Genomic DNA, 20,571 nt, shown 5'->3' with positions numbered 1-20,571 from the left:
CCGCAAGTAACGAAGAAGGAAGCGGGTGCTGGACCTAGGGTCCAGCACCCGCTTTGCGGTGCCGCGCTCGTTCTCAAGCGGTGATGTCGACCATCCAGTTGATCCCGAACCGGTCGACCAGGGCACCGAACTCGTCGCCCCACATCTGCTTCTCCAAGGGCATGCTGACCTCGGCGCCGTCGCTCAAGGCCTCCCAGTAGCCGCGGAGCCGGTCGGCGTCGTCGCCGGAGAGGCTGATCGAGACGTTCGTTCCGGGCTTGTGCTCCACGCCGGGCGGCATGTCCGAGGCCATGAGCGTGTAGCCGGCGTCCGAGGACAGCTGCGCGTGCATGACCTGGTCGGCGTTGGGCCCGGGCATGCCGGACTCGCCGAAGGTCATCACCTTCAACTCGCCGCCGAGGACGCTTTGGTAGAACTCCATGGCCTCCCGTGCGTCGCCATCGAATGCGATGTACGGATTGAGGATCGAACCCATCGCGGGCTCCCTTCGTCGAAGCGGTGTCACCGCCATCCTCGCAAGCGGAGACGGCGCCGGGCCGCGATTCGCCGTTTCGCACCGCACACGCGGGGGATCAGGACACGGCGCGCTTGACCAGCTGGAACAGGGCCGCTTCGGCGGCCTCGTCCAGATCGGTGACGGCGTACGAGGTCGGCCAGAAGCCGCCCTCGTCGAGGTTCGCCTCGGCCGAGAAGCCGAGGCTGGAGTACCGCTCCTTGTCCTTCAGGCCGCTGCGGAAGAAGACCACGACCTTCCCGCCCTTGCCCGGCCGGGCGTACGCCGGCTGGCCGTACCAGGTCTTCGCCACGAGCTCCGGGGCGGCGGCGGTGACGACGGCGTGGATACGCTGGGCCAGCGCCCGGTCCGGCTCGTCCATCTCCGCGATGGCCTTGAGGAGCGCGGCCTCGTCCTTGTCCTTGCCGCGGTCGGCGTCCCTGAGTTCTTTCGCGCGCGCTTTGACGGCGGCGCGTTCTTCGTTGGAGAGTCCGTCGGTCATGGTGTTTCCTTCCGTCGCTCAGTGATTCTCACGCTAACGGCGGCGGCGGGTGCACGGCTTCTCGATTCCTGACCGGTTCACGGCGTCTGCGGCAAATCAGGCTCGCGCCCGCCGGGACCGTGGTCCGCCGCGCGTCCGCCACGCCGCCGTCCGCTCGCCCACGGCGGCTCCGAATCCCGGCGGCCGCGGCCGATCGCGTCAATGGGGTTACCGACCCGACGAACGACCCCTCGATTCACGGGAGGTCGTGTCAGGCCCGGAATCATCATTACTTGCGGGAACGGCACTTCTCGTGAGTTATGTATCTGGAGGCGACACGCTTGTTTTTCCGTTATTTAAATATTAAAAACGGAAATTAATAATGGTAGGTTGTGTGCATGACGAAAACAGGCACGACTACCGCCACGACGACCACCAAGACGCCCGTGAAGGGCGCGACGCTGTGCAAGCGGTGCGGGACGCCGATCCCGCAGCAGCCCGGGCGCGGACGCCCGCGGCTGTACTGCGCTGAGGGCGACTGCGCGGCCCAGGCCAAGCGCCAGCGCGAGCTGCGCCGGTCGACGCCGGGCCTTGAGGGTGCGCTCGCGCGGGCTGAGGAGCTGTACGAGCAGATCGAGCAGTCGATGGCGTCGGCGCTGGCGCCGCTCGCCGAGGCGCTGCGGGCGGAGACCGATCCGGCCGAGGTGGAGGCGCGGCTGGCCGAGGTGCGGTCGGATGCGGCGGCGTCGGTGGCGGCGGCGCGGGCGGAGCGGGACGAGGTGGCGTCGCGGGTGTCGGCGCTGCGTGAGGAGTTGGCGGCTGCGGGGGTCGAGGCCGAGCGGGTGGCCGGTGCGTTGGCGGCCGCTGAGGGGCGGGCGAAGGAGGCGGTCGCGGCGCGGCTGGCGGCGGTGCGGGACGCGGAGGCGGCTCGTGAGGAGGCGGTGTCGGCGCGGGCTGAGGCGGCTGCGGCGGTGGCCGGTCGTGAGGAGGCCGAGGGGTTGGCGCGTGCGGCTGCGCAGGCGCGGGCGGCGGCGTTGGCGGAGCGGGATGCTGCGGTGGTGGCGCGTGAGGAGGCCGAGCAGGAGGCGGTGTCGGCGCGGGGCGCGGCTGAGGCGGCCCGGGCGCGGGCGGATCAGGTGGCGGCGGAGGCTGCGGAGGCGTTGCGGGCCGGTGAGGCGGCGTTGGAGCGGGCCGAGACGCGGGCGCTGGGGTTCATCGGTGAGCGGGACCGGGAGCGGTCCAGGGTGGAGTCGCTGGTCGCGGAGGTGGCGGTGGCGCGGCGGGATGCCGAGCAGGCGGCGTCCCGGGCGGCGGTGCTGGTGGCCGATGTGGAGCGGTTGCGCGGTGAGCTTGCCGGTGCGGTCGCTGATGCGCGGGTGTCGGTGTCGCGTGCGGAGGGCGCTGAGGCTGCGGGTGCGGAGGCGCGGGCGGCGGTGGAGTCGTGGCGTGAGCGGGCGCTGGCGGCGGAGGCGCGGTTGGTGGAGCGGGAGGACCGGAAGGGTAGTTCTGCTTCGTAGTGCTCCTCCCCTGGGCTGGTGCGCGTGTTTTGTCCGGTTCGGGGTTCGGGCCCCCCAGTGGCGTGGTGCTGCCGGGGCCCGGTGCCGTCTAGCGGGTGGCGGCTTGGCGTGCGGCCTGCTCGACGGCGTTGTAGTGGGCGGTCCACTGCTCGGGGCTGTGGGCGGGCAGGTTGTCGGCGCCTTGGCGCAGTCCGGCGCTGCCGTCGATGAGTTCGCGGATGATGTCGGCGTGGCCGGCGTGGCGGTTGGTCTCGTCGATCATGTGGACGAGGATGCGGTGCAGGGTGACCGTGGCGTCCTCGGCGGGCCACCAGGGGACGCGGCCTTCGGTGTCGAGGTCGAGTTCGGTGATGAGGGAGTCGGCGTGCGCGCCGGTGCGGTGGTAGAGGTCGATGAGGAACGCGGTGGGTTCTTCGGGGGTGGCCCACATGTCGGCGCCTGGGGCGGTGTCGGGGTCGAACCAGGGCTGGGGGTCGGGGAAGGGCCGGTCGAAGACGGTGCCGAAGTAGTCGGCGGTCGTGCAGGTGAGGTGTTTGACGAGGCCGAGGAGGTTGGTGCCGGTGGGGGTGAGGGGGCGGCGGATGTCGTACTCCCCCAGGCCTTCGAGCTTCCAGAGGACGGCGGCGCGGGCGTTGCGGAGGTAGTGGTGCAGGTGGGTCTTGGGGTCGGTCATGCGGTGAGTGTGCCAGCCGGGTGCGACATCCGGTGCGGGTCGGGCCCCGGGGGTGGCGGGGCCCGGCGGGGTCAGTGGCCTGCGGCTTTGCGGGCGTTGCGTTCGACGAGGTCGAAATAGTCCGACCAGGACTGATCGTCGTCGCGGCCGAGGTTGTCGTTGCCCTGGCGCATGCCGATGGCGCCGTCGATGCCTTCGCGGACGATGTCGGCGTGCCCGGCGTGGCGGTGGGTCTCGGCGACCATGTGGGTGAGGATCTGGCCGAGGGTGACGGCGGAGCGCTCGGTGGGCCACCAGGGGACGTTGCCCTCGGCGTCGAGTTCGAGGTCGCGGATGGTCGTGTCGGAGTGGTCCCAGACGCGGCGGTAGAGGTCGGTGATGTACTCGCGGCTCTCGTCGGGGGTGGCCCAGAGGTCGGCGTGGGCGTCGTCCTCGTCGAGCCAGGCCAGGGTCTCGGGGAAGGGTCGGGCGAAGGTCTCGCCGAAGTAGCCGATCTCGACGCTGGCGAGGTGTTTGACGAGGCCGAGGAGGTTGGTGCCGGTGGGGGTGAGGGGGCGGCGGATGTCGTACTCCCCCAGGCCTTCGAGCTTCCACAGGACGGCGTCGCGGCCGGCTTGGAGATAGCGGCCCAGGTGTGTCTTGAGGTCGGTCATGTGTGCGAGTCTCCCACTGGGTTGTGGCGTCAGAGGCCGATGGGGGTGGATTGAAAGATCTGGATCTCGCCGGGGCGGGACCGGTAGGGGTCGAGGGCGGCGCTGCCGGCGATGTGGTGCGGGGCGTCGAGGTGGGCGGTGAGGGCGTCCATGTCGGTCCACTCCTCGACGCAGACGAAGGCGTTCGGGTCGTCGATGGAGGCCCAGAACTCGTAGCGCAGGCACCCGGGGTCGTTCGCGCGGGTGGCGGCCTGGAGGGCGCGCAGGCCCTCGAGGTAGGCGTCGCGGTGCGCGGGTAGCGCGTGGACGTAGGCGTGGACGGTGATCATGGGGGCCACGGTAGTGGGCGGGCGAGGGCGGGGCAATCCGATTGCGGGCCGGGACGGGTGTTGCTACCGTGTCGTCCGATGACTGGACATGACGCGCCGACACGATACGGCTTCCTTGACTGCAACTCCCCCATCGCCCCGTGGCGCTTCGACCGGCAGGTCGAGGAGTGCGCTGCGGCGCAACCGCAGGTGATCGTCGACATCGGCTGCGGCTGGGGGGAACTCCTGCAGCGCGTGACCGCGAAGGTGCCGGGCGCGAAGGCGTACGGGGTCGACTCGGACCTGGAGCTGCTGGAGCGGGGCCGGGCCGGCGCCGCCCGGCGCGGGATCGCCGACCGGCTCGAGTTCGTGGAGTACCGGGGCGAGGACTGGACCGAACCGGCGGATCTGGTGATCAACATCGGCGCGGTGCACGCGTTCGGCACGGCCGCCGACGCCCTGCGGGCCCTGTACGAGATCGTGAAGCCCGGCGGGCGGCTGCTGATCGGCGACGGCGTGTGGAACCGGGTGCCGACCGAGGCGGAGCTGGCCGCGATGTGGCCGGAGACGTCGACCGGGGACTGGATGCCGCTGCCGGAGTTCGTGGACGCGGCGGTCGCGACCGGGTTCCGGCCGCTGCGGGTGGAGTCGGTGGAGCAGTCCGAATGGGACGACTTCGAGTCGCAGTTCCTGGCGGACAAGGAGGTCTGGCTGCTGGCCAACCCCGGGCACCCGCGGGCGGCCGAGATCCGCGAGCAGACCGACAGGCACCGGGACTGGTGGCTGCGCGGGCACCGCGGGCTGCTCGGGTTCGCGTACCTGACGCTGGGCCGGCCGGTCGCATAGCGAGTGCCGAAGGCCCCGGACCGATGCGGTCCGGGGCCTTCGGCGTGTCCGCTCCCTGTGGTGTCGGAGGGCTTCGGTGTCAGAGGGCGGCGAGCACGGCGAGGCCGATGAAGAGGATCTGCTCGGCGGTGCGGATGCCCAGGGGGGTGGCGGGCTTCCCGGCGAGGGGGACGCCGCGGCGGGCCGCGGAGACGTTCGCGGGGAACATCGCGACCAGGAGCAGTGCGAGGCCGATCGCGGCCGCGGGTGCGGTCGCGGGGACGAGCAGGCCGGCGGCGCCGGCGAGTTCGAGGACGCCGGTGAGGGCGACCAGCGCGGCGGGCCGGGGCAGGCGTTCGGGGATCATGCGGATCATGTCGTCCCGGAACTTGGGTACGAAGTGGACGATGCCGGTGATGAGGAACATGGCGGCGAGGCCGATGCGCAGGGAGGTCTGCCAGTCGAGGGCGTCGGCGCCGAGGAGTCCGGCGAGGCGGGCCAGGAGGGTGGCGGCGGTGAGGGTGATGATGGGGACCATGGGTCGGGCCTTTCCGAGGGGGCGCACCAGTGCACGCTTCTTGACAGTGTCAAGTTCATGATGCAGCACGAATCTTGACACCGTCAAGTGATGGTGGTGTGGGCTCGGACTCAGCCGCGCCGCTCGCGCCAGGACCGGACCTCGTCGTCGACGTCGCGCAGGCCGAACCGCAGCGGCGGGCCGTCGATCGGGCCGATGAGGGCCTTGCGGATGCGGACGTTCAGTGCGTCGAGGGCCTCGCGCACGGCGGCTTCGTCTCCCAGCGCGTCGAGGGTCTCGGGGAGCTGCTCGATCTCCTTGGCGAGTCGCAGCGCCGGCGGGAGGGCGTCGAGACCGATGTTCTCGCGGGTCGACTGCTGGCGGAGCCACCAGTCCTCGTGCAGCGGCTGCCCGATGCCCGGCAGCGGCTTCCCGGCGCCGGGGAGGTTCTTGAACTCGCCGCGGGCCTCGGCCTCCTGGATCTGGCGTTCGACGCCGCGTGCCTGCCTGTCGCTCATCGGGACCTCCTCGGCTAGGGCCCCAATGATAACGGGTGGCGCGGGTCGCTCAGGGAAGGCGACGGGAGGTCAGGGGTTCGGCGGTGCGTCAGTTCGCGCCGTGGATCACCAGGGCGACCGCGACGAACTGCGCCGCGTACGCGGCCACGGTGAACGCGTGGAAGACCTCGTGGAACCCGAACCACTGCACCGACGGGTTGGGCCGCTTCAGCGCGTAGATGACGCCGCCGACCGTGTACAGCACGCCGCCGGTGATGATCAGGACCGTCGCCGCCGTCCCGGCCCCCGCCAGGAGCTGCGGCATCACGAACACCGCCGCCCAACCCAGCCCGATGTACAGCACCGTGTACAGCCAGCGCGGGGCGCCGAGCCACAGGGTGCGGAAGGCGACGCCGGCGAGGGCGCCGGCCCAGATGCCGGCCAGGAGTGCGGTGCGGGCGGTGCCGTCGAGGGCGAGGGTGGCGATGGGCGTGTAGGTGCCGGCGATGATGAGGTAGATGTTGGCGTGGTCGAGGCGTTTGAGGCGGGTGGTGGCGCGTTCGGTGAGTCTCGTCCGGTGGTAGAGGGCGGAGATGCCGAAGAGGGCGGCGGAGGTGGCGACGTAGACGGCGGTGGCGAGGCGGCCGGTGAGGGTGGGTGCGGTCGCAATGAGGATGAGGCCGGCGATGATCGCGGTGGGGAAGGCGGCGAGGTGGAGCCAGCCGCGGAGTCGGGGTTTGGTGTCGGTGTCGTTGATCGCCAGTGCCATGGTTCGACGGTATCCCTGTGTGTTACTTGCCGGTAGTGCGTGTGGTCCCCCGAATGCGGGTGGGGTTAAGCCCCGATTGGGGGTGTTCGGGCTGGTGGGGCCGTTAAGCTCCGGCCGTGGACGTGATGGACGGGGCGGTGCCGGTCGAGTTGCTGGTGCTGGCGTGTGCGGCGGTGGCGGCGCCGCTGCTGGTGGACCGGGTGGAGCGGTGGGTGCGGCTGCCGAGTGTGGTGGTGGAGATCGTGCTGGGGATCGTGATCGGTCCGCAGGTGCTGGGGTTGGTGCAGGCGCACGCGTTGTTCGAGGTGGTGTCGCAGCTGGGGTTGGCGATGCTGTTCTTCTTGGCGGGGTATGAGATCGATTTCCGGGCGGTGCGGGGGCGGCCGATCACGTTGGCGTCGCTGGGGTGGGTGTTGTCGTTCGTGCTGGCGGGGGGCGGGTTGGCGCTGGCGGGTGTGGATGCGGTGCTGATTCTGGCGATCGGGTTGTGTTCGACGGCGTTGGGGACGATTCTGCCGATCGCGCGTGATTCGGGGTTGCTGGCGGGGCCGGTGGGGCCGTATCTGATGGCGGTGGGGGCGGTGGGCGAGTTCGCGCCGATCGCGTTGCTGGCGTTGTTCTATTCGGAGGGTCAGCATTCGGGGCGGACGACGCTGGTGATCCTGCTGGTGGGGTTGGCGGTGGCGGCGGCGGCGTTCGGTTCGCTGCGGCGTTCGGCGCGGGTGTCGCGGTTGCTGTCGGCGACGATGGGGACGAGTGCGCAGTTGGCGGTGCGGTTGTCGGTGCTGGTGCTGCTGGCGGCGGTGCTGCTGGCGGCGGAGGTGGGTGTGGACATCGCGTTGGGGGCGTTCGCGGCTGGGGTGTGCATGCATGTGCTGTTGTCGGCGTTGGACGAGCGGGAGGAGGCGCTGGTGCAGTCGAAGTTGGACGGGATCGGGTTCGGTGCGGTGGTGCCGGTGTTCTTCGTGTACACGGGGGTGACGTTCGATCTGGATCAGCTGCTGGGTTCGCCGTTGGCGCTGGTGTTGATCCCGGTGTTCTTGGCGGCGTTCGCGGTGGTGCGCGGGGTGACGACGTTCGCGGTGTTCGCGCGGGTGTTGGATCGGCCGCAGCGGGGGGTGCTGGCGGCGTTCGCGGCGACGGAGCTGCCGATCGTGGTGGTGGCGGCGTCGACGGCGGCGGAGCGGGGCCTGGTGGACGAGTCGGTCGCGGCGGCGATGATCGGGGCGGCGATGCTGTCGGTGCTGCTGTTCCCGCTGATCGGGTTGCGGTGGGCGCGTATGGACACGAGGGCGGTCTCGGCGGAGGCGATCTAGCGGGGGTCGGCGTTTGGGCGTAGGCACGGATACGTCCGCGCGTGGAGGCGCGGTCGCGTGCCGGGCGGGGATGGTGGGGGCATGTTCAAGCTTCGCCGCCCGGCGTACCGGGTCTTCGTCATCGTCCATGTGGTCTCGTCCGTGGCCTGGCTCGGGTTGAGCCTGTGCCTGCTGGTGCTGGGGGTGTGGGCCGTGGGCACGGGTGATGCGGCCGAGCAGTATGCGGCGGGTTCGGCGATGTCGGTGCTGGCGGGCGTGTTGGCGGTGCCTTTGGGGGCGGGGGCGCTGGTGTCGGGGCTGGTGCTCATGCTGGGCACGAAGTGGACGGTCGCGTACACGTGGGTGCTGGTGAAGCTGGTGGCCACGGCGGTCACGTTCGCGTTGACGGTGTTCTCGCTGCGGCCGGGTCTGGCGGCGATGGCGGCGGGTCTGGACCCGGAGCGGTTGCAGGTGCTGGACGGTCAGGTGCTGGCGGCGCCGATCGTGTCGTCGTCGGTGTACCTGGGTGCGGTGGTGCTGTCGTACGTCAAGCCGTGGGGACGGCGGGGCGCGGGGCGCGTGCCGGCCCGAGTGCCAGTGCCCGCTCGTAGTGGCCGATGAGGGCGTCGCCTTCGGCTTCCCAGGTGCGGGTCTGGACTTTGCGGCGGCCCTTTTCGCCCCATCGGCGCAGGAGGTCGCGGCGGTCGGCGAGGGCGTGGGCGGTGGCGGCCAGCGCGGTGGTGTCGCCGGGTGGGAAGTGGGTGCCGTCGACGCCGGGGTCGACGAGTTCGGCGGCGCCGCCGGCGTCGACGGCGATGACGGGGACGGCGGAGGCGTGGGCTTCCTGGATGGTCTGCCCGAAGGTCTCGAATGGTCCGGTGTGGACGAACAGGTCGAGGGAGGCGTAGAGGCGGGAGAGGTCGGTGCCGTGGAGGGCGCCGAGGAAGGTCGCCTGCGGGAGGAGGCGTTCGAGGGCGCGGCGGCGGGGGCCGTCGCCGGCGATGACGAGGCGGATGCCGGGGGTGGCGGCGAGGTCGGTGAGCCAGTGGAGCTGCTTTTCGCGGGCGAGGCGGCCGACGTAGCCGACGAGGAGTTCGTGGTCGGGGGTGAGGGCGTCGTGGAGGTTCTGGTCGCGGTGGCGGGGGTGGAAGCGGTCGGTGTCGACGCCGTGCGGGAGGACGGCGAGGCCGCCGATGCCTTGGGCGGCGAGGGCTTTGGCGGTGCATTCGGAGAGGGCGAGGTTGACGCGGGCGCGGGAGTGGATGGAGCGCAGGCGGTGCCAGACGAGTTGTTCGAAGGCGGTGAGGTGGTAGGCGCGGGTGTAGGCGGGCAGGTCGGTCTGCCAGACGGCGACGGTGGGGATGGCGCGGCGTTCGGCCCAGGCGGCGGCGCGGGCGGTGTAGCCGAAGGGGCTGGCGAGGTGGACGACGTCGGGGCGGTGGGCGTCGAGGGCGTCGTCGAGGGCGCGGGTGGCGAGGCCGGCGCGGAAGTGCTTGTAGGCGGGGATCTGGATGGAGGGGACGTGGACGACGGGCCAGTCGAAGGCGGGGCGGGGTCCGGGGCCGGGTGCGGGGGCGATGACGACCGGTTCGATGCCGCGGGCGGTGAGGTGGGCGGCGGCGCGGGCCACGGAGCGGGCGACGCCGTTGACCTGGGGCGGGAATGACTCGGTGACGAGTGCGACTCTCATGGTCAGAGCGTAGGGGGGCGGGTGGGCGGTGGGGGGAACCCGACATGGCCCGGGACTGAACCGCAGCCGATATTCCGGGCCGGGCGCGTGGCGGGGGTGGTGGTGCGGGTGGTGGTGCGGCGGTGGCGTTTCGGGGTGCGGGGCGGACGTGGGCGACTTCCGTGCGGGGTGGTGTCGTACCCGCGGGGTACGTATTGGAGGATGCAGCAACCGGCTGGCCCAGGGCCGGCCCGCGGGCGCCGTTCGACAGGACGGTGTCCGCCGCAACCTTGTGAAGGAGCCCCCGATGTCACTGTCGAGTGCCGACATCGCTCATCTCGAAGCGGTGCTGGCGCAAGGAAAGAAGCCGAAGGTGGTGTTCACCGACGCCGCCGGGCAGGTCGCCGGGCGCGCCGGGAAGGTCGTCGCCCTCGATCCGGCCGGGGTGGACGACTTCGTCCATGTCGCGTTCGGGTCCGACGAGCTGTCGTTCTCCGCCGCCGAACTGCGCCTGCCCGCGCCCGGTGAGGGCGCGCGCCGCGCGCCGCGCCAGCGCGCGAGCGAGCCGAGTGAGCCGGTCGCGCCTTCGGGTCCGGGCCTGCTCCCGGACGAGCCGAAACCGAAACCTGTGAGTGAGAGGAAACCCGTGACCGCACCTGAGGTGTCTCAGCCCGCCGTCGCCGCCGAGGTGGCGGCTCCGAAGAAGAAGGTCGCCCGGCCGCGCGCTGCGGCCGCGAAGCACTCGGAGCTGTCGATCACGTTGACCTATGAGGACGGCGAGTGGTCGATCGCGGCGACCCGCGGTGCCCGCACGGTCGTCAAGGGCGCCAAGGTCGCGCACTCGAACGCGCTGGCGATGTGCCAGGCGGCGGGTTCGGACGAGGTCGCCGAGGTCGTGGACGAGGTGGTCGAGAAGATCCGCTCCGAGGCCGCCGAGGAGGCGTCGCGGCTGCGCCGCCAGCTGGAGGAGGCCGAAGCGCGCCTCGCCGAGCTGAAGTAGCGCAAGCGAAGACGAAATGCCGACGGGCCCGGTGCGTTCGCGCATCGGGCCCGGCTGTGTGCTGGTCCCGGCTGTCTGCGGGGTCCGGCCGCGCCGGCGTCGAGGGCTGATGCACTCGGGACTCGGATCGGCTTCGCCGCATAGGGCATGCCCCTTCCCACCCGCATCCGCCTCCGACCAACCGAAAAGGACCACACTCCCACACGGATCCGACACTCGAGTGTTATTGCAGGTCACGGCCTGATGCTCGAGCGGTTCGGTCGCTATCGGCGACGGGGGCTGATGCGCTTGCGTTGGGGCGGCGTCGTGCGCGCCTGATCCGGGTCGGCGATGAGGTCTTCGGGAGCTTCGGGGCCGATCGAGAGCCCGACCGGGCTCGCCGCCGGGCCGGTCACCGGACTGGCCGAAGTCTCGTCCGCCGCCGGCGCGTCCGATGTGGGAGTCCCCCGGGTGGTTCAGTCGCGGGCGTGCTTGATGTAGATCATGACCGCTTCACGGGTGGTCTTGACGCCCAGGGACTGCCGGGCGGCGGCGATGCGGCGGTTGGCGGTGCGCAGGGACACGAACTCGGCTTCGGCGGCGGCGGCGATCGTCGACCCGGCGGCCAGGCGGCCCAGGAGGGCCCGCTGCTCGGCGTCGAGGTCGAGGCCGTCGGCCGCTTCGGCCTTCCCCGGCGTCAGGCCCAGGGGTCCGATGCGGCGCAGGTCCGCGGCGAGGCTGAGGGCGAGGGCGCCGGTCGCCACCGCGACGATCCCGGCCCCGCGGGCGGCCGCCAGGACCGCTTGCGAGGCGGTGTGGTCGTCGCCGATCTGCCCGTGGCACACCAGGTGCCGCTCGGCCAGGTCCCAGGCCGGTTCGAGAAGCGCGAACCCGCGGTGCGCGGACCAGCCGGCGGCCGCGCAGCGGCGCACGATCGCGTCCGCGTCCCCGGTCGCGCCGACCACGTGCAGCGGCACCTGCTCCCCCGTCACGGCGCACCGCCCTCGGCGGCCGTGAGGATCACGGCGGCCTCGGTGCGGGTCTTCGCGCCGAGTTTGCGCATGCCCGAACGGATGTGGGTCTCCACGGTCTCGGCGGTGATGCCGAGGATCTCGGCGATCCGCCGCGACGGGTGCCCGGAGGCGACGTGGCGCAGCACCTCGCTCTCGCGGTCGGTCAGTCCCCCGCCGCCGCGCGCCGAGCGGCGGTCGCGGCGCACGTCGTGCTTGCGCAGGCCCCGGCGGGCGCGCCCGGCCAGGACGATCAATCCGTGGTCGTCGGCGATCCGCTCGGCCGCTTCCAGGGCCGTGACGGCGGCCTTCGCGTCCCCGGCGTGGGCGGCCAGCGCGAGGAGGCAGCGGACCTGCTCGCGGGCGGCCAGGCCGTCCCAGGCGGTCGCGGCCTGCGCGAACGGGCCGGGTGCGGCCTTGTCCCAGGCCGAGAGCGTCGAGGCGACCGGGACGGGCCAGGGCGCGAGGTCGGCGGCGACCGGTTCGGTGCCGGTGTCGTAGGCGATCCACCGGCCGGTGATGTGGGCGAGGCCGCCGACGAGGCCGGGCCGGGCTTCGGGCGCTTCGGGTCCGGGCTGGCCGTCGAGCCAGGCGGTCTCGTGCTCGAGCCAGGAGACGAGCCCTTCGAGGGCGGCCGGGGCGTCTTTGAGGCGGGCGAGGCGGGCGCGGGCGGCGCCGAGGGCGCCGGTGTCGGCTTCGGCGAGGGCGATCGCGGCGTCGATGAGGGTGTCGGCGACCGCCGGGAGGGCGTGGTCGGCCAGGGACTGGGCGGCGGCGATGACGTTGTCCAGGCCCGTGCCGGACAGGACCAGGCACCAGGCGGCGGCGGCGAGGAACCGGGTCTGCCACGAGTAGGCGCCCGCGGCGCCGGCGCGGTCGGCCGCTTCGTGGGCGACCGCTTCGGCCTCCACGAGGCGGGCGGCGTCGGCGAGGGCGATCACCCGGGACCAGGCGCACCAGAACGCGGTCGTCGAGTCGCCCGCGTCGCGGGCGAGTGCTTCGGCGAACGCCAGCGCGTCCGGGTCGTCGCCGGCGAGGGCGGCGGCCAGGCCCGCGTGGGTCAGGTCGGGGTGGGCGTCGCGCAGTTCGAGCGCCAGGGCGGCTTTCTCTGCGGGCGGGGCGGTCAGGAGCCGCAGCTGGTCGGTCTCGGGCCCGGCGGGGGCGTGTTGGAGGGCGGCGCGGGCCTGCCCGGATTCGCCGAGGGCCAGGAGGGCCCAGGCGCGGGCGAGGGCGGTCTCGCCGTCGTCGTCGGCGGTGCTGTCGAGGACGGCGAGGGCGGCGCGGGTGCGGCCGGCCGCGAGTGCGGCGCGGGCGGCGGGTACGGCGTGGGACGGGTCGAGGTCGGCGGCGAGCAGGAGCGCTTCGGCGCGGGCCTGGGGGCCGGCGGACTCGGCCGCGGCGAGCGCGGTGGCGAGGGCGCGGTCGGCGAGGCCGGCGGCGTGGGCGTGGCGGGCCGATTCCACGCCGGTGGTGGCGTCGGCGAGGTGCTCGTGCATCTGCAGTCGGGCCTCGTGGTCGAGGATGCCGGCGGCGACCTCGGCCATCCACGGGCTGGCCGCGCGCAGGTGGGCGCCGTCGGGGACGGCCAGGCCGGCCTCTTGGAGGACGGCGGCGCCGTCGCCGAGGAGGCTGGGGTGGGCCGGGCGGCCCAGCAGGCCCAGTGCGGCCAGGGCGGTGCGGCCGGCGCGGGGCAGGTCGGCGATCGCGGCCGCCGCGGCGGCGGCCGGGTCGCCGGGGTTCTCCAGGTCGAGGTCGGTCTCGCCCGCGTCGAGGTGCGCGGCCCGTTTGGCGAGCGCGGTCAGGGCGAGGGGGTTGCCGCCGGCGCGGACGGTGAGGGCGGCGGCGCGCGCGGGCGGCAGCGCGGGTGCGGCTTCGGCGACGAGCCGGGCGGCTTCGGCGTCGGTCAGGTCGGGGACGGGAACGACGGTGGCGTTCGCGAGGAGACGCGCGAGGGCGGCCTCGGTGAGGCGGTTGGGGGTGCGCAGGGCCGCGGCGACCGGGAGGCGCTCGGCGAGGACGGGGAGGACGGCGAGCGTGGCGGCGTCGCACCACTGGAGGTCGTCGATGACGAGGAGGCCGCCGCGGGTGCGGGAGTAGACCGCCTCGGCCAGCAGCGGGAGGTCGTCGGCGGGCATGCGCGCCCGGGTCGCCCGTTCCAGGGCCAGCGCGGGGGCGCCGGAGAGCATGGCGAGGCCGCCGCCGGCGTGGACGGGGCGCTTGGAGGCCTGCGCGAGCCGCTCGAGCAGGCGGGTGCGGCCGCAGCCGGGCGGGCCGGTGACGACCACCAGGCCCGGGCCGGCCAGCGCCGCGGCCATGGCGTGGAGCGCTGCGTCGCGGTCACCGCGGCCGGGGTCGGCGGGCACGGTGTCGACGCGTGGTCGGGCCAGACCGGGGGTGGGCGGCGGGGCGGCCAAAAGGGGGCTCCTTACGCTGTGGCACGAATGGGGGAGGCGGCCGGGCGGCTGCGGTTTGTATCGTCGTCCTTGTCGACGGAACGCCGACGCCTCTCATGATATTGCGGAACCTTCGATGCCGCAGACCGGCGTCGGCGGCGAGGTGCCAAGTGAACGATGAGAGGGCGGACGCGAGAGCATGGTGGCAGGGCAACTCACCACGAGTGTGGCGGGCATGTGCGAAGAGCTGGCCGGCAAGGTCAGCGGCGCGTCTCGCCCCGTGGTCGAGGAGGTGGCCTCCAGGCTCGGTCAGCCGCTGCGCGTCGCGGTCGCCGGCCGGTTGAAAGCCGGAAAGTCGACACTGGTCAACGCGTTGATCGGACGCCGCGTGGCGCCGACCGCGGCCGGTGAGTGCACGCGCGTGGTGACCCAGTTCCGGTACGGCCCGGCCGACCGCGTGGACGTGGTGGCGCGCAACGGGACCAAGCACGCGGTGCCGCTGGACGCGAACGGGATGATCCCGACGACCCTGCCGATCCCGGCCGACGAGGCCGCGATGATCGACGTGCAGCTGTCCTCGGACCGGTTGCGGGACTTGACCGTGGTGGACACCCCGGGTCTGCAGTCGGTCAACACCGACATCTCCGATGCCGCGCGCGAGATGCTGTTCGCCGCGCCGATCGCCGACGACGTCGACGACGACTCCCGCGCCGCGGTCGAGTCCGCCGAGGCGATCATCTACGTGTTCACCCAGCAGGTCCGCGCCGACGACGTCGAAGCGCTGCAGGCGTTCGCGAAGGCCTCCCAGCAGCTGTCGTCCTCCCCCATGAACGCACTGGGCCTGTACAACAAGGCGGACAAGCTCGCGCCCGGCCCGGGCCAGGACCCGTGGCCGGTGGCCGGCCCGATCGCCGGGGACCAGGCCGCGGTCCTGCGCCGGTCGGTGTGCGACGTGGTCCCGGTCGTGGGGCTGCTCGCCGAGACCGCCGAAGCGGGCCTGCTGACGGCCGCCGACTGCGAGGCACTGCGGACCCTCGCCGGGCTGGACGAGGACAAGCGGGCCCTGATGCTCGCCTCCGCGGGCCTGTTCCTGTCGACCGAGGGCCCGGTGGACCAGCACCAGCGCCAGCGCCTGCTGGAGCGGCTCGACCTGTACGGCATCCACTTCGCGATCGCGCACCTGGGCGCGAACCCGCACCTGGCGACCGGTGAGCTCGTGCGGCTGCTGTTCGCGGCCTCGGGGTTCCCGCGCCTGCGCCAGACGCTGCACCAGATCTTCGGGGTCCGCGCCGACGTCATCAAGGCCGGGTGGGCGCTCGCCCGCCTGGACGCCGCCGCGGCCTCGGGCCCGGCCGCCGACCGCGACCTGCTGCGGGGCGCGGTCGAGTCGATCGTCGCCCGCCCCGAGTACCACCGGCTGCCGCTCCTGGAGGCCGCCGCCCAGGTCACCACCGGTCAGGTCGCCCTGCCCGAGGCCATGGAGGCCGAGGTCGCGCGCCTGGCGCTGACCGACGACGCGAGCGTCGTCCTCGGCCTGCCCGGTGAGGCCCGCCCGCAGCTGCGGCGCGCCGCCATCGAGGCCGCCGCGCGCTGGCGGGCGTTCGCCAACGGCGGCGCGACGCCGGCCCAGGCGCGGGTGGCGAACGTGGTGCATCGTGGTTTCCATCTACTCGCCCAGCGGCTCGGATGAGCCCCCGAACCCGGCCCCCGCGCGGGACGACTGCACGACCTAAGGAGAGCATTGTGACGAATCGACTCGGCGGACCGCTGGTGGGAGCCCTCGTGGGCTTCGCCGCCGCCGCCCTTGGCGCGGTGTTCCTCACCGGCGGGTTCGATCCGGTGACCTTGGCCGTCGGGGCCGGGTCGGTCCTCGTCGCCGCGATCGTGGCCGTCCTCACCGGACGGTCGATCGCGCCTGCTCCGGCCGGGCCGGGGCCGGTCTCCCCGCCGGCGCCGCCGGTCTCCGGTGCGCCGTTCGCGCCCGCCCCGTCGGGTCCGATCCCGGTGCAGCAGCTGCAGGGTCCCGCCCAGTCCGCCCAGGCGATGTCGGACCGCAACGCCCTGGTGGAGGCGTGCATCTGGATGCGCGACCGCGCCACCTCCCCCGCGTTGGCCCAGCACTTGGACGGCGCGTTCGCGAAGGTCGGCGTGGCCCAGGTCGACGCGACCGGGCAGCGCTTCGACCCGTCGGTGCACGAGGCCGGCGGCACGATCGCCGCCGGGTCCCCCGCCGAGGACGGCATCATCGCCCGCACCGAGCAGATCGGGTACACCGACCGCGGCCGCCTCCTGCGCCACCCCATCGTCACCGTCTACCGCGGCCAGGTGCGGGCATGACCGACACCGCCACCCCGCCGCCGGCCGCGAAGCCGGCCCCGGCGAAGAAGGCCGCCGCCCCCGCCAAGCCGAACCCGGCCCAGCAGATCCACAAGCTGTGCGTGCGCGCGGCCAAGGCCGGCAACGCGTCCCTGCGGACCGTGGACGCCAAGGCCGCGGCCGAAGTCGACGAGGTGTCGCGCTGGCAGCCGGACAAGCCGGTCGCCGTCGTCGTGGGCGAGACCAAGCGCGGCAAGTCGTCACTGGTGAACGCCCTCCTCGGCATGCCCGGTCTGTCTCCTGTGGACGCCCAGGTGGCGACCACGGCGTACCTCGAGTTCGCGTGGGCCGAGCAGGCCTCGGTGCGCGCCTGGCAGCCCGGCGCGGCCGACCCGATGCTCCTGGGCGTGGGCGACCTGCGCAACTGGGCGACCCGCCTGGGGACGATGCCCCCGGGGATGGTGCCGCCGCGGCGCATGCTCGTGGGCCACCCGTCGGCGCTGCTCAAGCACATGTCCGTGGTGGACACGCCCGGCACGGGCGGCCTCGACCCCGACCACGCGCAGATCGCGCTCGAAGCGGTCGGGCGGGCCACGTGCCTGATCATGGTCACCGACGCGTCGTCCCCGATGGCCAAGACCGAGCTGGACTTCCTCACCGAGGCCTCCAAGCGCGTCAACTTCGTGGTGTTCGCGCTGACCAAGACCGACACCTACCCCGGGTGGCGCACGGTCATGGAGGAGAACCGGTCGCTCATCGAGGCGCACGCCCCGCGGTTCCGCAACGCCCCGCACTACCCGGTGTCGGCGATGCTCGCCGAGCACGCCCTCAACTCGCAGGGCCCCACCCGCCAGGCCCTGGCCAAGGAGTCCGGCATCGGCAAGATGCAGCGGGCCCTGGTCAAGGTCGCGACCGCCGGCAAGGCCCTCGTCGCGGCGAACGTCGTGCGCGCGGTGCGCACCGAGTTCCAGCGGCTGTCGGTCTCGGCCGCCGCGGACATGAAGGCCTACGACCCCGACCCTGAGGCGGCCAACCGCCTCAAGGAGGAGAAGAAGCAGGCCCTCGCACTGCGGCGCACCGAGACGAAGAAGGCGAACCTCGCCCTCCGCGTCGAGACCCAGCGCGCCAAGATCGAGGTCCAGGGCCGCCTGCGCACCCACCTGCAGGAGCTCGAGGAGGCCCTCCTCGACGAGGTCGAGAAGGCCAACAAGGCCGCGCTCGAATCCCTGCCGAACCGGGTCGACATCGCCCTGCAGGGCATCGCCGCGCGCCTTTCGGGCGAACTGCACCAGCGGTTCGTGCTCCTGGCCGAACGCGTGCTGCGGCAGGTGTTCAACGACGACGAGCTGCGCCAGGCCACCAACTCGATCTCCGCCGGCCTGCGCACGGCCGCCTCCGGGCGGGCCCGCCGCGGCGACAACTCCGACGGCGCGCTCCTCGTGGCCTCCTCTGCGGGTGTCGCGATGATGGCCGGACGCGCGGTCACCATGGGCGCCGGCGCGATCGGCCTCGGCGCCGTCGCCGGGGTCGGGGCGATCGCCCTGACCGCCTCCGGTGTCGGCATCGGCCTCGCCGCCGCCGCGTTCCTGCTCTACCGCCGCAAGATCCAGGGCAACCGCCAGGCCGCGAAGCAGTGGATCCAGCGGGTCATCGCCGAGGCGCGGGCCAATCTCAACGAGGAGATCAGCTTCCGGTTCACCGAGGTCGAGTTCGTGTTCAACTCCACGCTGGACGACGCCCTCGAGCGCCGCGCCGCTGAGTTCGACGCCCGGATCTCGGCCGCCGAGAACGCCCAGAAGGCCGACCAGGCCGCCCGGGCGAAGAAGCAGGCGGCGCTCAAGCAGCGCCGCGACTCCATGGCCGCCAAGGTCAAACAGCTCGACGAGGTGCTGGCCAAGGCCCGCACCCTCGTCCCAGGCGAGGAGGATGCGTGATGGATGAGTTCGACGCCTTCGAGCCCGAAGGCAACGCGGACTTCGACGCCGACGGCCTCGACGACGACGCGGACGCCCCCGGATTGGACGAGTTCGACGACGGGGAGGTTCCCGGCGACGAGGACCTCGACGCGTTCGCGTTCGACGGGGCCGACACCGACTTCGAGGGCGACGAGGCGCTCGAAGAGGACTTCAGCGTCGACGCCGGTTTCGAAGACGACGCAGCCGATGACGCCGACGACGCCCCCGCGGGCGACGAGACGGCCTACGCCGCGACGTACGAGGACATGCTCGTCGACGAGGCCGACAACCCGCCGAGCTTCCCGCCCGAACTGGACCTGGACGTCCCCGAGCCGGTCGACGGCTACCCGTGGGTCGACCTGGACGTGCTCGGCTCGGCCGAAGCCGAGCCGTGGGTGAACTCCGGCAGCTCGGTCGAGGCCTCCGAGTACGCGATCGCCGACGTCGACGACCCCGCCGCGTCCGCGCTCGCCCGGTTCTGGCAGGGCTGACCGACCGCTCGGGCCGGCCCCGGCACGCCGCCCGCCGCACCGGTCGGACCGCGGTCCGCGGCCCGGCACCGACGCCTCCGGCCCGCAAGGGACCCGATCGGCAATGGAGGCCGGCGACATTGCGCACTGTCCGATGTCGCCACCACTGGGCAACGCGCCAATGGGCCGCCGAATGGGACACCGAGCACGGCAAGCGCGCACTCAGTGCGAAAGTCGCTGACGCGGAACGGCATCGGCGCACTGGCGACGTGCACCCGGTCGCACCCGTCGGCACAAGGCGACTCCACTGTGTCACTATCGCCGTCGCATGCCGCGATGAATGAGACGCATCCGTATGAAAATGTCGGACCTGGCGACACCCGAAGCGGCAATACGGCGGTAGATTGACTCCATTACCGTCGAGACCGACGCCCGCCTCCCCTCTCGGGCACCGGCCCGTCCCCGCACGAACGACCGGGAGCCGCGTGGTGAACGAACCAGACCACTACCGCGTCCTCGGGGTGAGCCCGCAGGCCCCGAAGGCCGACATCCAAGCCGCCTACCGCCGCCGCCTGCGCGAGACCCACCCCGACCGCGGCGGCGACGAAGACGAGTTCCACCTCGTCCAAGGCGCCTGGGAGACCCTCTCCCACCCAGGGCTGCGCCGCGAGTACGACCTGCTGCGCTTCGGCCGCCGCGCCGCCCGCCGCTACGGCAGGGCCGCCGCCAAGCCCTCCCACCGCAAAGTCCGCGGCTGGAACGTCTCGCCCGCACCGCAGCCGGCCGCGCAGGGCTTCCCCACCGAAGGCGCCCTCATCGCCGTCCCCTGGCACGCCCGCCTCCGCCTCACCAGGCCCGTCCACCGGCCCTCCACCTGGGCCGCGGCCGGACTCACCGCGGCCGTCGCCGCCGTCTGGGCCTTCTGCGGACTCGGCTACCTCGGGCAGGCGTTCGCCGCCGACGGCTGGCTGTTCCTGGCCCTCGCCATCCCCGTCACGATCGCCATCGCCATCATCGTGCTCGTCCAGACCAGCCGGGCCCTCAGACGCCGCCCCGACTCCGCACCGAACCCGCCCACCGGCCGGCTCGTCATCGCGGTCCTGTTCGCCGCCGCCGTCATCTGGCTCGCCGGGCTCTCCACGCCCTGGGGCTGGGCCCTGGGCCTGTACGTGCTCACCGGCGCCGCACTGGCGTGGACGGTTAAGCGCCTGCGGTACACGCTCGCGCTGCGCCGCTCCGTGGGCGGGGCCCTGCGCCAGTTCAACGCGTTCGGGCCCGCCGGCACCCGCCCGAAGGCCGACCGGTCCACCGGGAAGCTCCTGCGGGAAGTCCTCACCAACCTGCCCGCGGCCAGGCTGTTCGTGGCGCTGCCGGTCGACATGGAGACGCGCGTGCCGCACGCGATCGTCTGCGGCGACCGGATCGCACTGCTGTGCGCGCCGGTCGGTCGCGACAGCGCCGATGTGGACTCGGTGAACCTCGCCGACGCCGTCAAGGCCCTCGACGCGGCGCTGCCGGACGCGAACGTGCAGGGCTGGGTGCTGTGGCCGACCCTCCCCGAGACCGCCCGCGCGGGCGAGACCGCCGCCGTCCACGACGTCGCCGTCGGCCAGGCCGCCACCGACATCGGACTGTGGCTCGCCGCCGGCGGCATGGTCTACGACCTGCCGGTGCTCCAGGCCCTGCGGATGCGCCTCGCCGCCATCCCGGGCCCGCGCACCGACGACCGGACCCCGGCCGTGCGCACCTGA

General features: G+C 73.0%; 21 protein-coding genes. 10 read left to right on the top strand and 11 right to left on the bottom strand.

Features of this window, described 5'->3' with window-relative positions; translation table 11 throughout:
* Positions 1–73: 73 nt before the first annotated feature.
* Positions 74–475, bottom strand: coding sequence for a VOC family protein (locus tag O2L52_RS16370; RefSeq protein ID WP_270116801.1), 402 nt, complete (start codon positions 473–475; stop codon positions 74–76).
* Between the two features lie 97 nt (positions 476–572).
* Complete coding sequence (locus O2L52_RS16365; protein ID WP_270116799.1) at positions 573–995, bottom strand: hypothetical protein; 423 nt, start codon at positions 993–995, stop codon at positions 573–575.
* Between the two features lie 377 nt (positions 996–1,372).
* On the opposite strand from O2L52_RS16365, the gene O2L52_RS16360 reads away from it, so the two are divergent.
* Positions 1,373–2,491: a coiled-coil domain-containing protein gene (locus O2L52_RS16360; protein WP_270116797.1), complete on the top strand. Its 1,119-nt coding sequence runs from the start codon at positions 1,373–1,375 to the stop codon at positions 2,489–2,491.
* Between the two features lie 88 nt (positions 2,492–2,579).
* On the opposite strand, the gene O2L52_RS16355 is transcribed toward O2L52_RS16360, so the two are convergent.
* From O2L52_RS16355 to O2L52_RS16345, 3 genes are all read right to left on the bottom strand, one after another.
* A complete protein-coding gene (locus tag O2L52_RS16355) occupies positions 2,580–3,164 on the bottom strand; it encodes a DinB family protein (protein WP_270116796.1) in 585 nt (194 codons plus the stop codon).
* A 71-nt stretch (positions 3,165–3,235) separates the two neighbouring features.
* Positions 3,236–3,817 carry a DinB family protein gene (locus tag O2L52_RS16350; RefSeq protein ID WP_270116795.1) on the bottom strand — a complete coding sequence of 194 codons (582 nt, stop codon included), beginning with the start codon at positions 3,815–3,817 and terminating at the stop codon, positions 3,236–3,238.
* 29 nt (positions 3,818–3,846) lie between these two features.
* Entirely contained in the window at positions 3,847–4,146 is a 300-nt protein-coding gene (locus O2L52_RS16345; protein ID WP_270116794.1) for a putative quinol monooxygenase, read from the bottom strand.
* Positions 4,147–4,224: 78 nt separating this feature from the next.
* On the opposite strand from O2L52_RS16345, the gene O2L52_RS16340 reads away from it, so the two are divergent.
* Positions 4,225–4,971 carry an SAM-dependent methyltransferase gene (locus O2L52_RS16340; protein ID WP_270116793.1) on the top strand — a complete coding sequence of 249 codons (747 nt, stop codon included), beginning with the start codon at positions 4,225–4,227 and terminating at the stop codon, positions 4,969–4,971.
* Between the two features lie 79 nt (positions 4,972–5,050).
* Here O2L52_RS16340 and O2L52_RS16335 read toward each other — a convergent pair whose 3' ends face one another.
* The 3 genes from O2L52_RS16335 to trhA all read right to left on the bottom strand — a co-directional run bounded on the left by O2L52_RS16335 (position 5,051) and on the right by trhA (position 6,733).
* Positions 5,051–5,488: a DoxX family protein gene (locus O2L52_RS16335; RefSeq protein ID WP_270116791.1), complete on the bottom strand. Its 438-nt coding sequence runs from the start codon at positions 5,486–5,488 to the stop codon at positions 5,051–5,053.
* Between the two features lie 110 nt (positions 5,489–5,598).
* Positions 5,599–5,985 (bottom strand): DnaJ family domain-containing protein, encoded by a 387-nt coding sequence (locus O2L52_RS16330; protein WP_270116789.1) that lies wholly within the window; start codon positions 5,983–5,985, stop codon positions 5,599–5,601.
* A gap of 88 nt (positions 5,986–6,073) precedes the next feature.
* Positions 6,074–6,733: a PAQR family membrane homeostasis protein TrhA gene (trhA, locus tag O2L52_RS16325; protein WP_270116788.1), complete on the bottom strand. Its 660-nt coding sequence runs from the start codon at positions 6,731–6,733 to the stop codon at positions 6,074–6,076.
* A 125-nt stretch (positions 6,734–6,858) separates the two neighbouring features.
* Between trhA and O2L52_RS16320 the strand changes: the two genes are divergently transcribed.
* On the top strand, positions 6,859–8,049 hold the full coding sequence (locus O2L52_RS16320; RefSeq protein ID WP_270116886.1) for a cation:proton antiporter: 1,191 nt from the start codon (positions 6,859–6,861) through the stop codon (positions 8,047–8,049).
* Between the two features lie 81 nt (positions 8,050–8,130).
* A complete protein-coding gene (locus O2L52_RS16315; RefSeq protein WP_270116787.1) occupies positions 8,131–8,649 on the top strand; it encodes a hypothetical protein in 519 nt (172 codons plus the stop codon).
* Here O2L52_RS16315 and O2L52_RS16310 read toward each other — a convergent pair.
* Positions 8,576–9,718, bottom strand: coding sequence for a glycosyltransferase (locus O2L52_RS16310; RefSeq protein WP_270116785.1), 1,143 nt, complete (start codon positions 9,716–9,718; stop codon positions 8,576–8,578). The genes O2L52_RS16315 and O2L52_RS16310 overlap by 74 nt on opposite strands.
* Before the next feature lie 286 nt (positions 9,719–10,004).
* Between O2L52_RS16310 and O2L52_RS16305 the strand changes: the two genes are divergently transcribed.
* Entirely contained in the window at positions 10,005–10,697 is a 693-nt protein-coding gene (locus tag O2L52_RS16305) for a hypothetical protein (protein WP_270116784.1), read from the top strand.
* A 455-nt stretch (positions 10,698–11,152) separates the two neighbouring features.
* On the opposite strand, the gene O2L52_RS16300 is transcribed toward O2L52_RS16305, so the two are convergent.
* Together O2L52_RS16300 and O2L52_RS16295 are read right to left on the bottom strand one after the other, a co-directional pair.
* Positions 11,153–11,668 carry a LuxR family transcriptional regulator gene (locus O2L52_RS16300; protein ID WP_270116783.1) on the bottom strand — a complete coding sequence of 172 codons (516 nt, stop codon included), beginning with the start codon at positions 11,666–11,668 and terminating at the stop codon, positions 11,153–11,155.
* Positions 11,665–14,100 (bottom strand): LuxR C-terminal-related transcriptional regulator, encoded by a 2,436-nt coding sequence (locus O2L52_RS16295; RefSeq protein ID WP_270116782.1) that lies wholly within the window; start codon positions 14,098–14,100, stop codon positions 11,665–11,667. Before O2L52_RS16295 ends, O2L52_RS16300 begins: the two co-directional genes overlap by 4 nt.
* 178 nt (positions 14,101–14,278) lie before the next feature.
* On the opposite strand from O2L52_RS16295, the gene O2L52_RS16290 reads away from it, so the two are divergent.
* From O2L52_RS16290 to O2L52_RS16270, 5 genes are all read left to right on the top strand, one after another.
* Complete coding sequence (locus tag O2L52_RS16290) at positions 14,279–15,769, top strand: dynamin family protein (RefSeq protein ID WP_270116781.1); 1,491 nt, start codon at positions 14,279–14,281, stop codon at positions 15,767–15,769.
* Positions 15,770–15,822: 53 nt separating this feature from the next.
* The gene (locus tag O2L52_RS16285) at positions 15,823–16,416 is read left to right on the top strand and encodes a nucleotide exchange factor GrpE (protein WP_270116779.1); all 594 of its coding nucleotides are present in this window, start codon (positions 15,823–15,825) and stop codon (positions 16,414–16,416) included.
* A complete protein-coding gene (locus tag O2L52_RS16280; RefSeq protein ID WP_270116778.1) occupies positions 16,413–18,329 on the top strand; it encodes a dynamin family protein in 1,917 nt (638 codons plus the stop codon). The genes O2L52_RS16285 and O2L52_RS16280 overlap by 4 nt, the downstream gene beginning before the upstream one ends.
* Positions 18,329–18,841, top strand: coding sequence for a hypothetical protein (locus O2L52_RS16275; RefSeq protein ID WP_270116776.1), 513 nt, complete (start codon positions 18,329–18,331; stop codon positions 18,839–18,841). The genes O2L52_RS16280 and O2L52_RS16275 overlap by 1 nt, the downstream gene beginning before the upstream one ends.
* 467 nt (positions 18,842–19,308) lie before the next feature.
* Positions 19,309–20,571 (top strand): J domain-containing protein, encoded by a 1,263-nt coding sequence (locus O2L52_RS16270; protein ID WP_270116774.1) that lies wholly within the window; start codon positions 19,309–19,311, stop codon positions 20,569–20,571.

Origin of the sequence: Glycomyces algeriensis (assembly GCF_027622855.1) — a bacterium.
GTDB lineage: Bacteria > Actinomycetota > Actinomycetes > Mycobacteriales > Micromonosporaceae > Glycomyces > Glycomyces algeriensis.
This window is presented reverse-complemented; position numbering and strand designations above follow the sequence as displayed.

Coding starts and splice junctions, on each gene's coding strand:
- O2L52_RS16320 (WP_270116886.1), top strand. CDS start 6,859: ATGGACGGGGCGGTGCCGGTCGAGTTGCTGGTGCTGGCGTGTGCGGCG.
- O2L52_RS16360 (WP_270116797.1), top strand. CDS start 1,373: ATGACGAAAACAGGCACGACTACCGCCACGACGACCACCAAGACGCCC.
- O2L52_RS16290 (WP_270116781.1), top strand. CDS start 14,279: ATGGTGGCAGGGCAACTCACCACGAGTGTGGCGGGCATGTGCGAAGAG.
- O2L52_RS16340 (WP_270116793.1), top strand. CDS start 4,225: ATGACTGGACATGACGCGCCGACACGATACGGCTTCCTTGACTGCAAC.
- O2L52_RS16370 (WP_270116801.1), bottom strand. CDS start 475: ATGGGTTCGATCCTCAATCCGTACATCGCATTCGATGGCGACGCACGG.
- O2L52_RS16345 (WP_270116794.1), bottom strand. CDS start 4,146: ATGATCACCGTCCACGCCTACGTCCACGCGCTACCCGCGCACCGCGAC.
- O2L52_RS16275 (WP_270116776.1), top strand. CDS start 18,329: ATGGATGAGTTCGACGCCTTCGAGCCCGAAGGCAACGCGGACTTCGAC.
- O2L52_RS16355 (WP_270116796.1), bottom strand. CDS start 3,164: ATGACCGACCCCAAGACCCACCTGCACCACTACCTCCGCAACGCCCGC.
- O2L52_RS16350 (WP_270116795.1), bottom strand. CDS start 3,817: ATGACCGACCTCAAGACACACCTGGGCCGCTATCTCCAAGCCGGCCGC.
- O2L52_RS16280 (WP_270116778.1), top strand. CDS start 16,413: ATGACCGACACCGCCACCCCGCCGCCGGCCGCGAAGCCGGCCCCGGCG.
- O2L52_RS16305 (WP_270116784.1), top strand. CDS start 10,005: ATGTCACTGTCGAGTGCCGACATCGCTCATCTCGAAGCGGTGCTGGCG.
- O2L52_RS16330 (WP_270116789.1), bottom strand. CDS start 5,985: ATGAGCGACAGGCAGGCACGCGGCGTCGAACGCCAGATCCAGGAGGCC.
- O2L52_RS16310 (WP_270116785.1), bottom strand. CDS start 9,718: ATGAGAGTCGCACTCGTCACCGAGTCATTCCCGCCCCAGGTCAACGGC.
- O2L52_RS16335 (WP_270116791.1), bottom strand. CDS start 5,488: ATGGTCCCCATCATCACCCTCACCGCCGCCACCCTCCTGGCCCGCCTC.
- O2L52_RS16315 (WP_270116787.1), top strand. CDS start 8,131: ATGTTCAAGCTTCGCCGCCCGGCGTACCGGGTCTTCGTCATCGTCCAT.
- trhA (WP_270116788.1), bottom strand. CDS start 6,733: ATGGCACTGGCGATCAACGACACCGACACCAAACCCCGACTCCGCGGC.
- O2L52_RS16365 (WP_270116799.1), bottom strand. CDS start 995: ATGACCGACGGACTCTCCAACGAAGAACGCGCCGCCGTCAAAGCGCGC.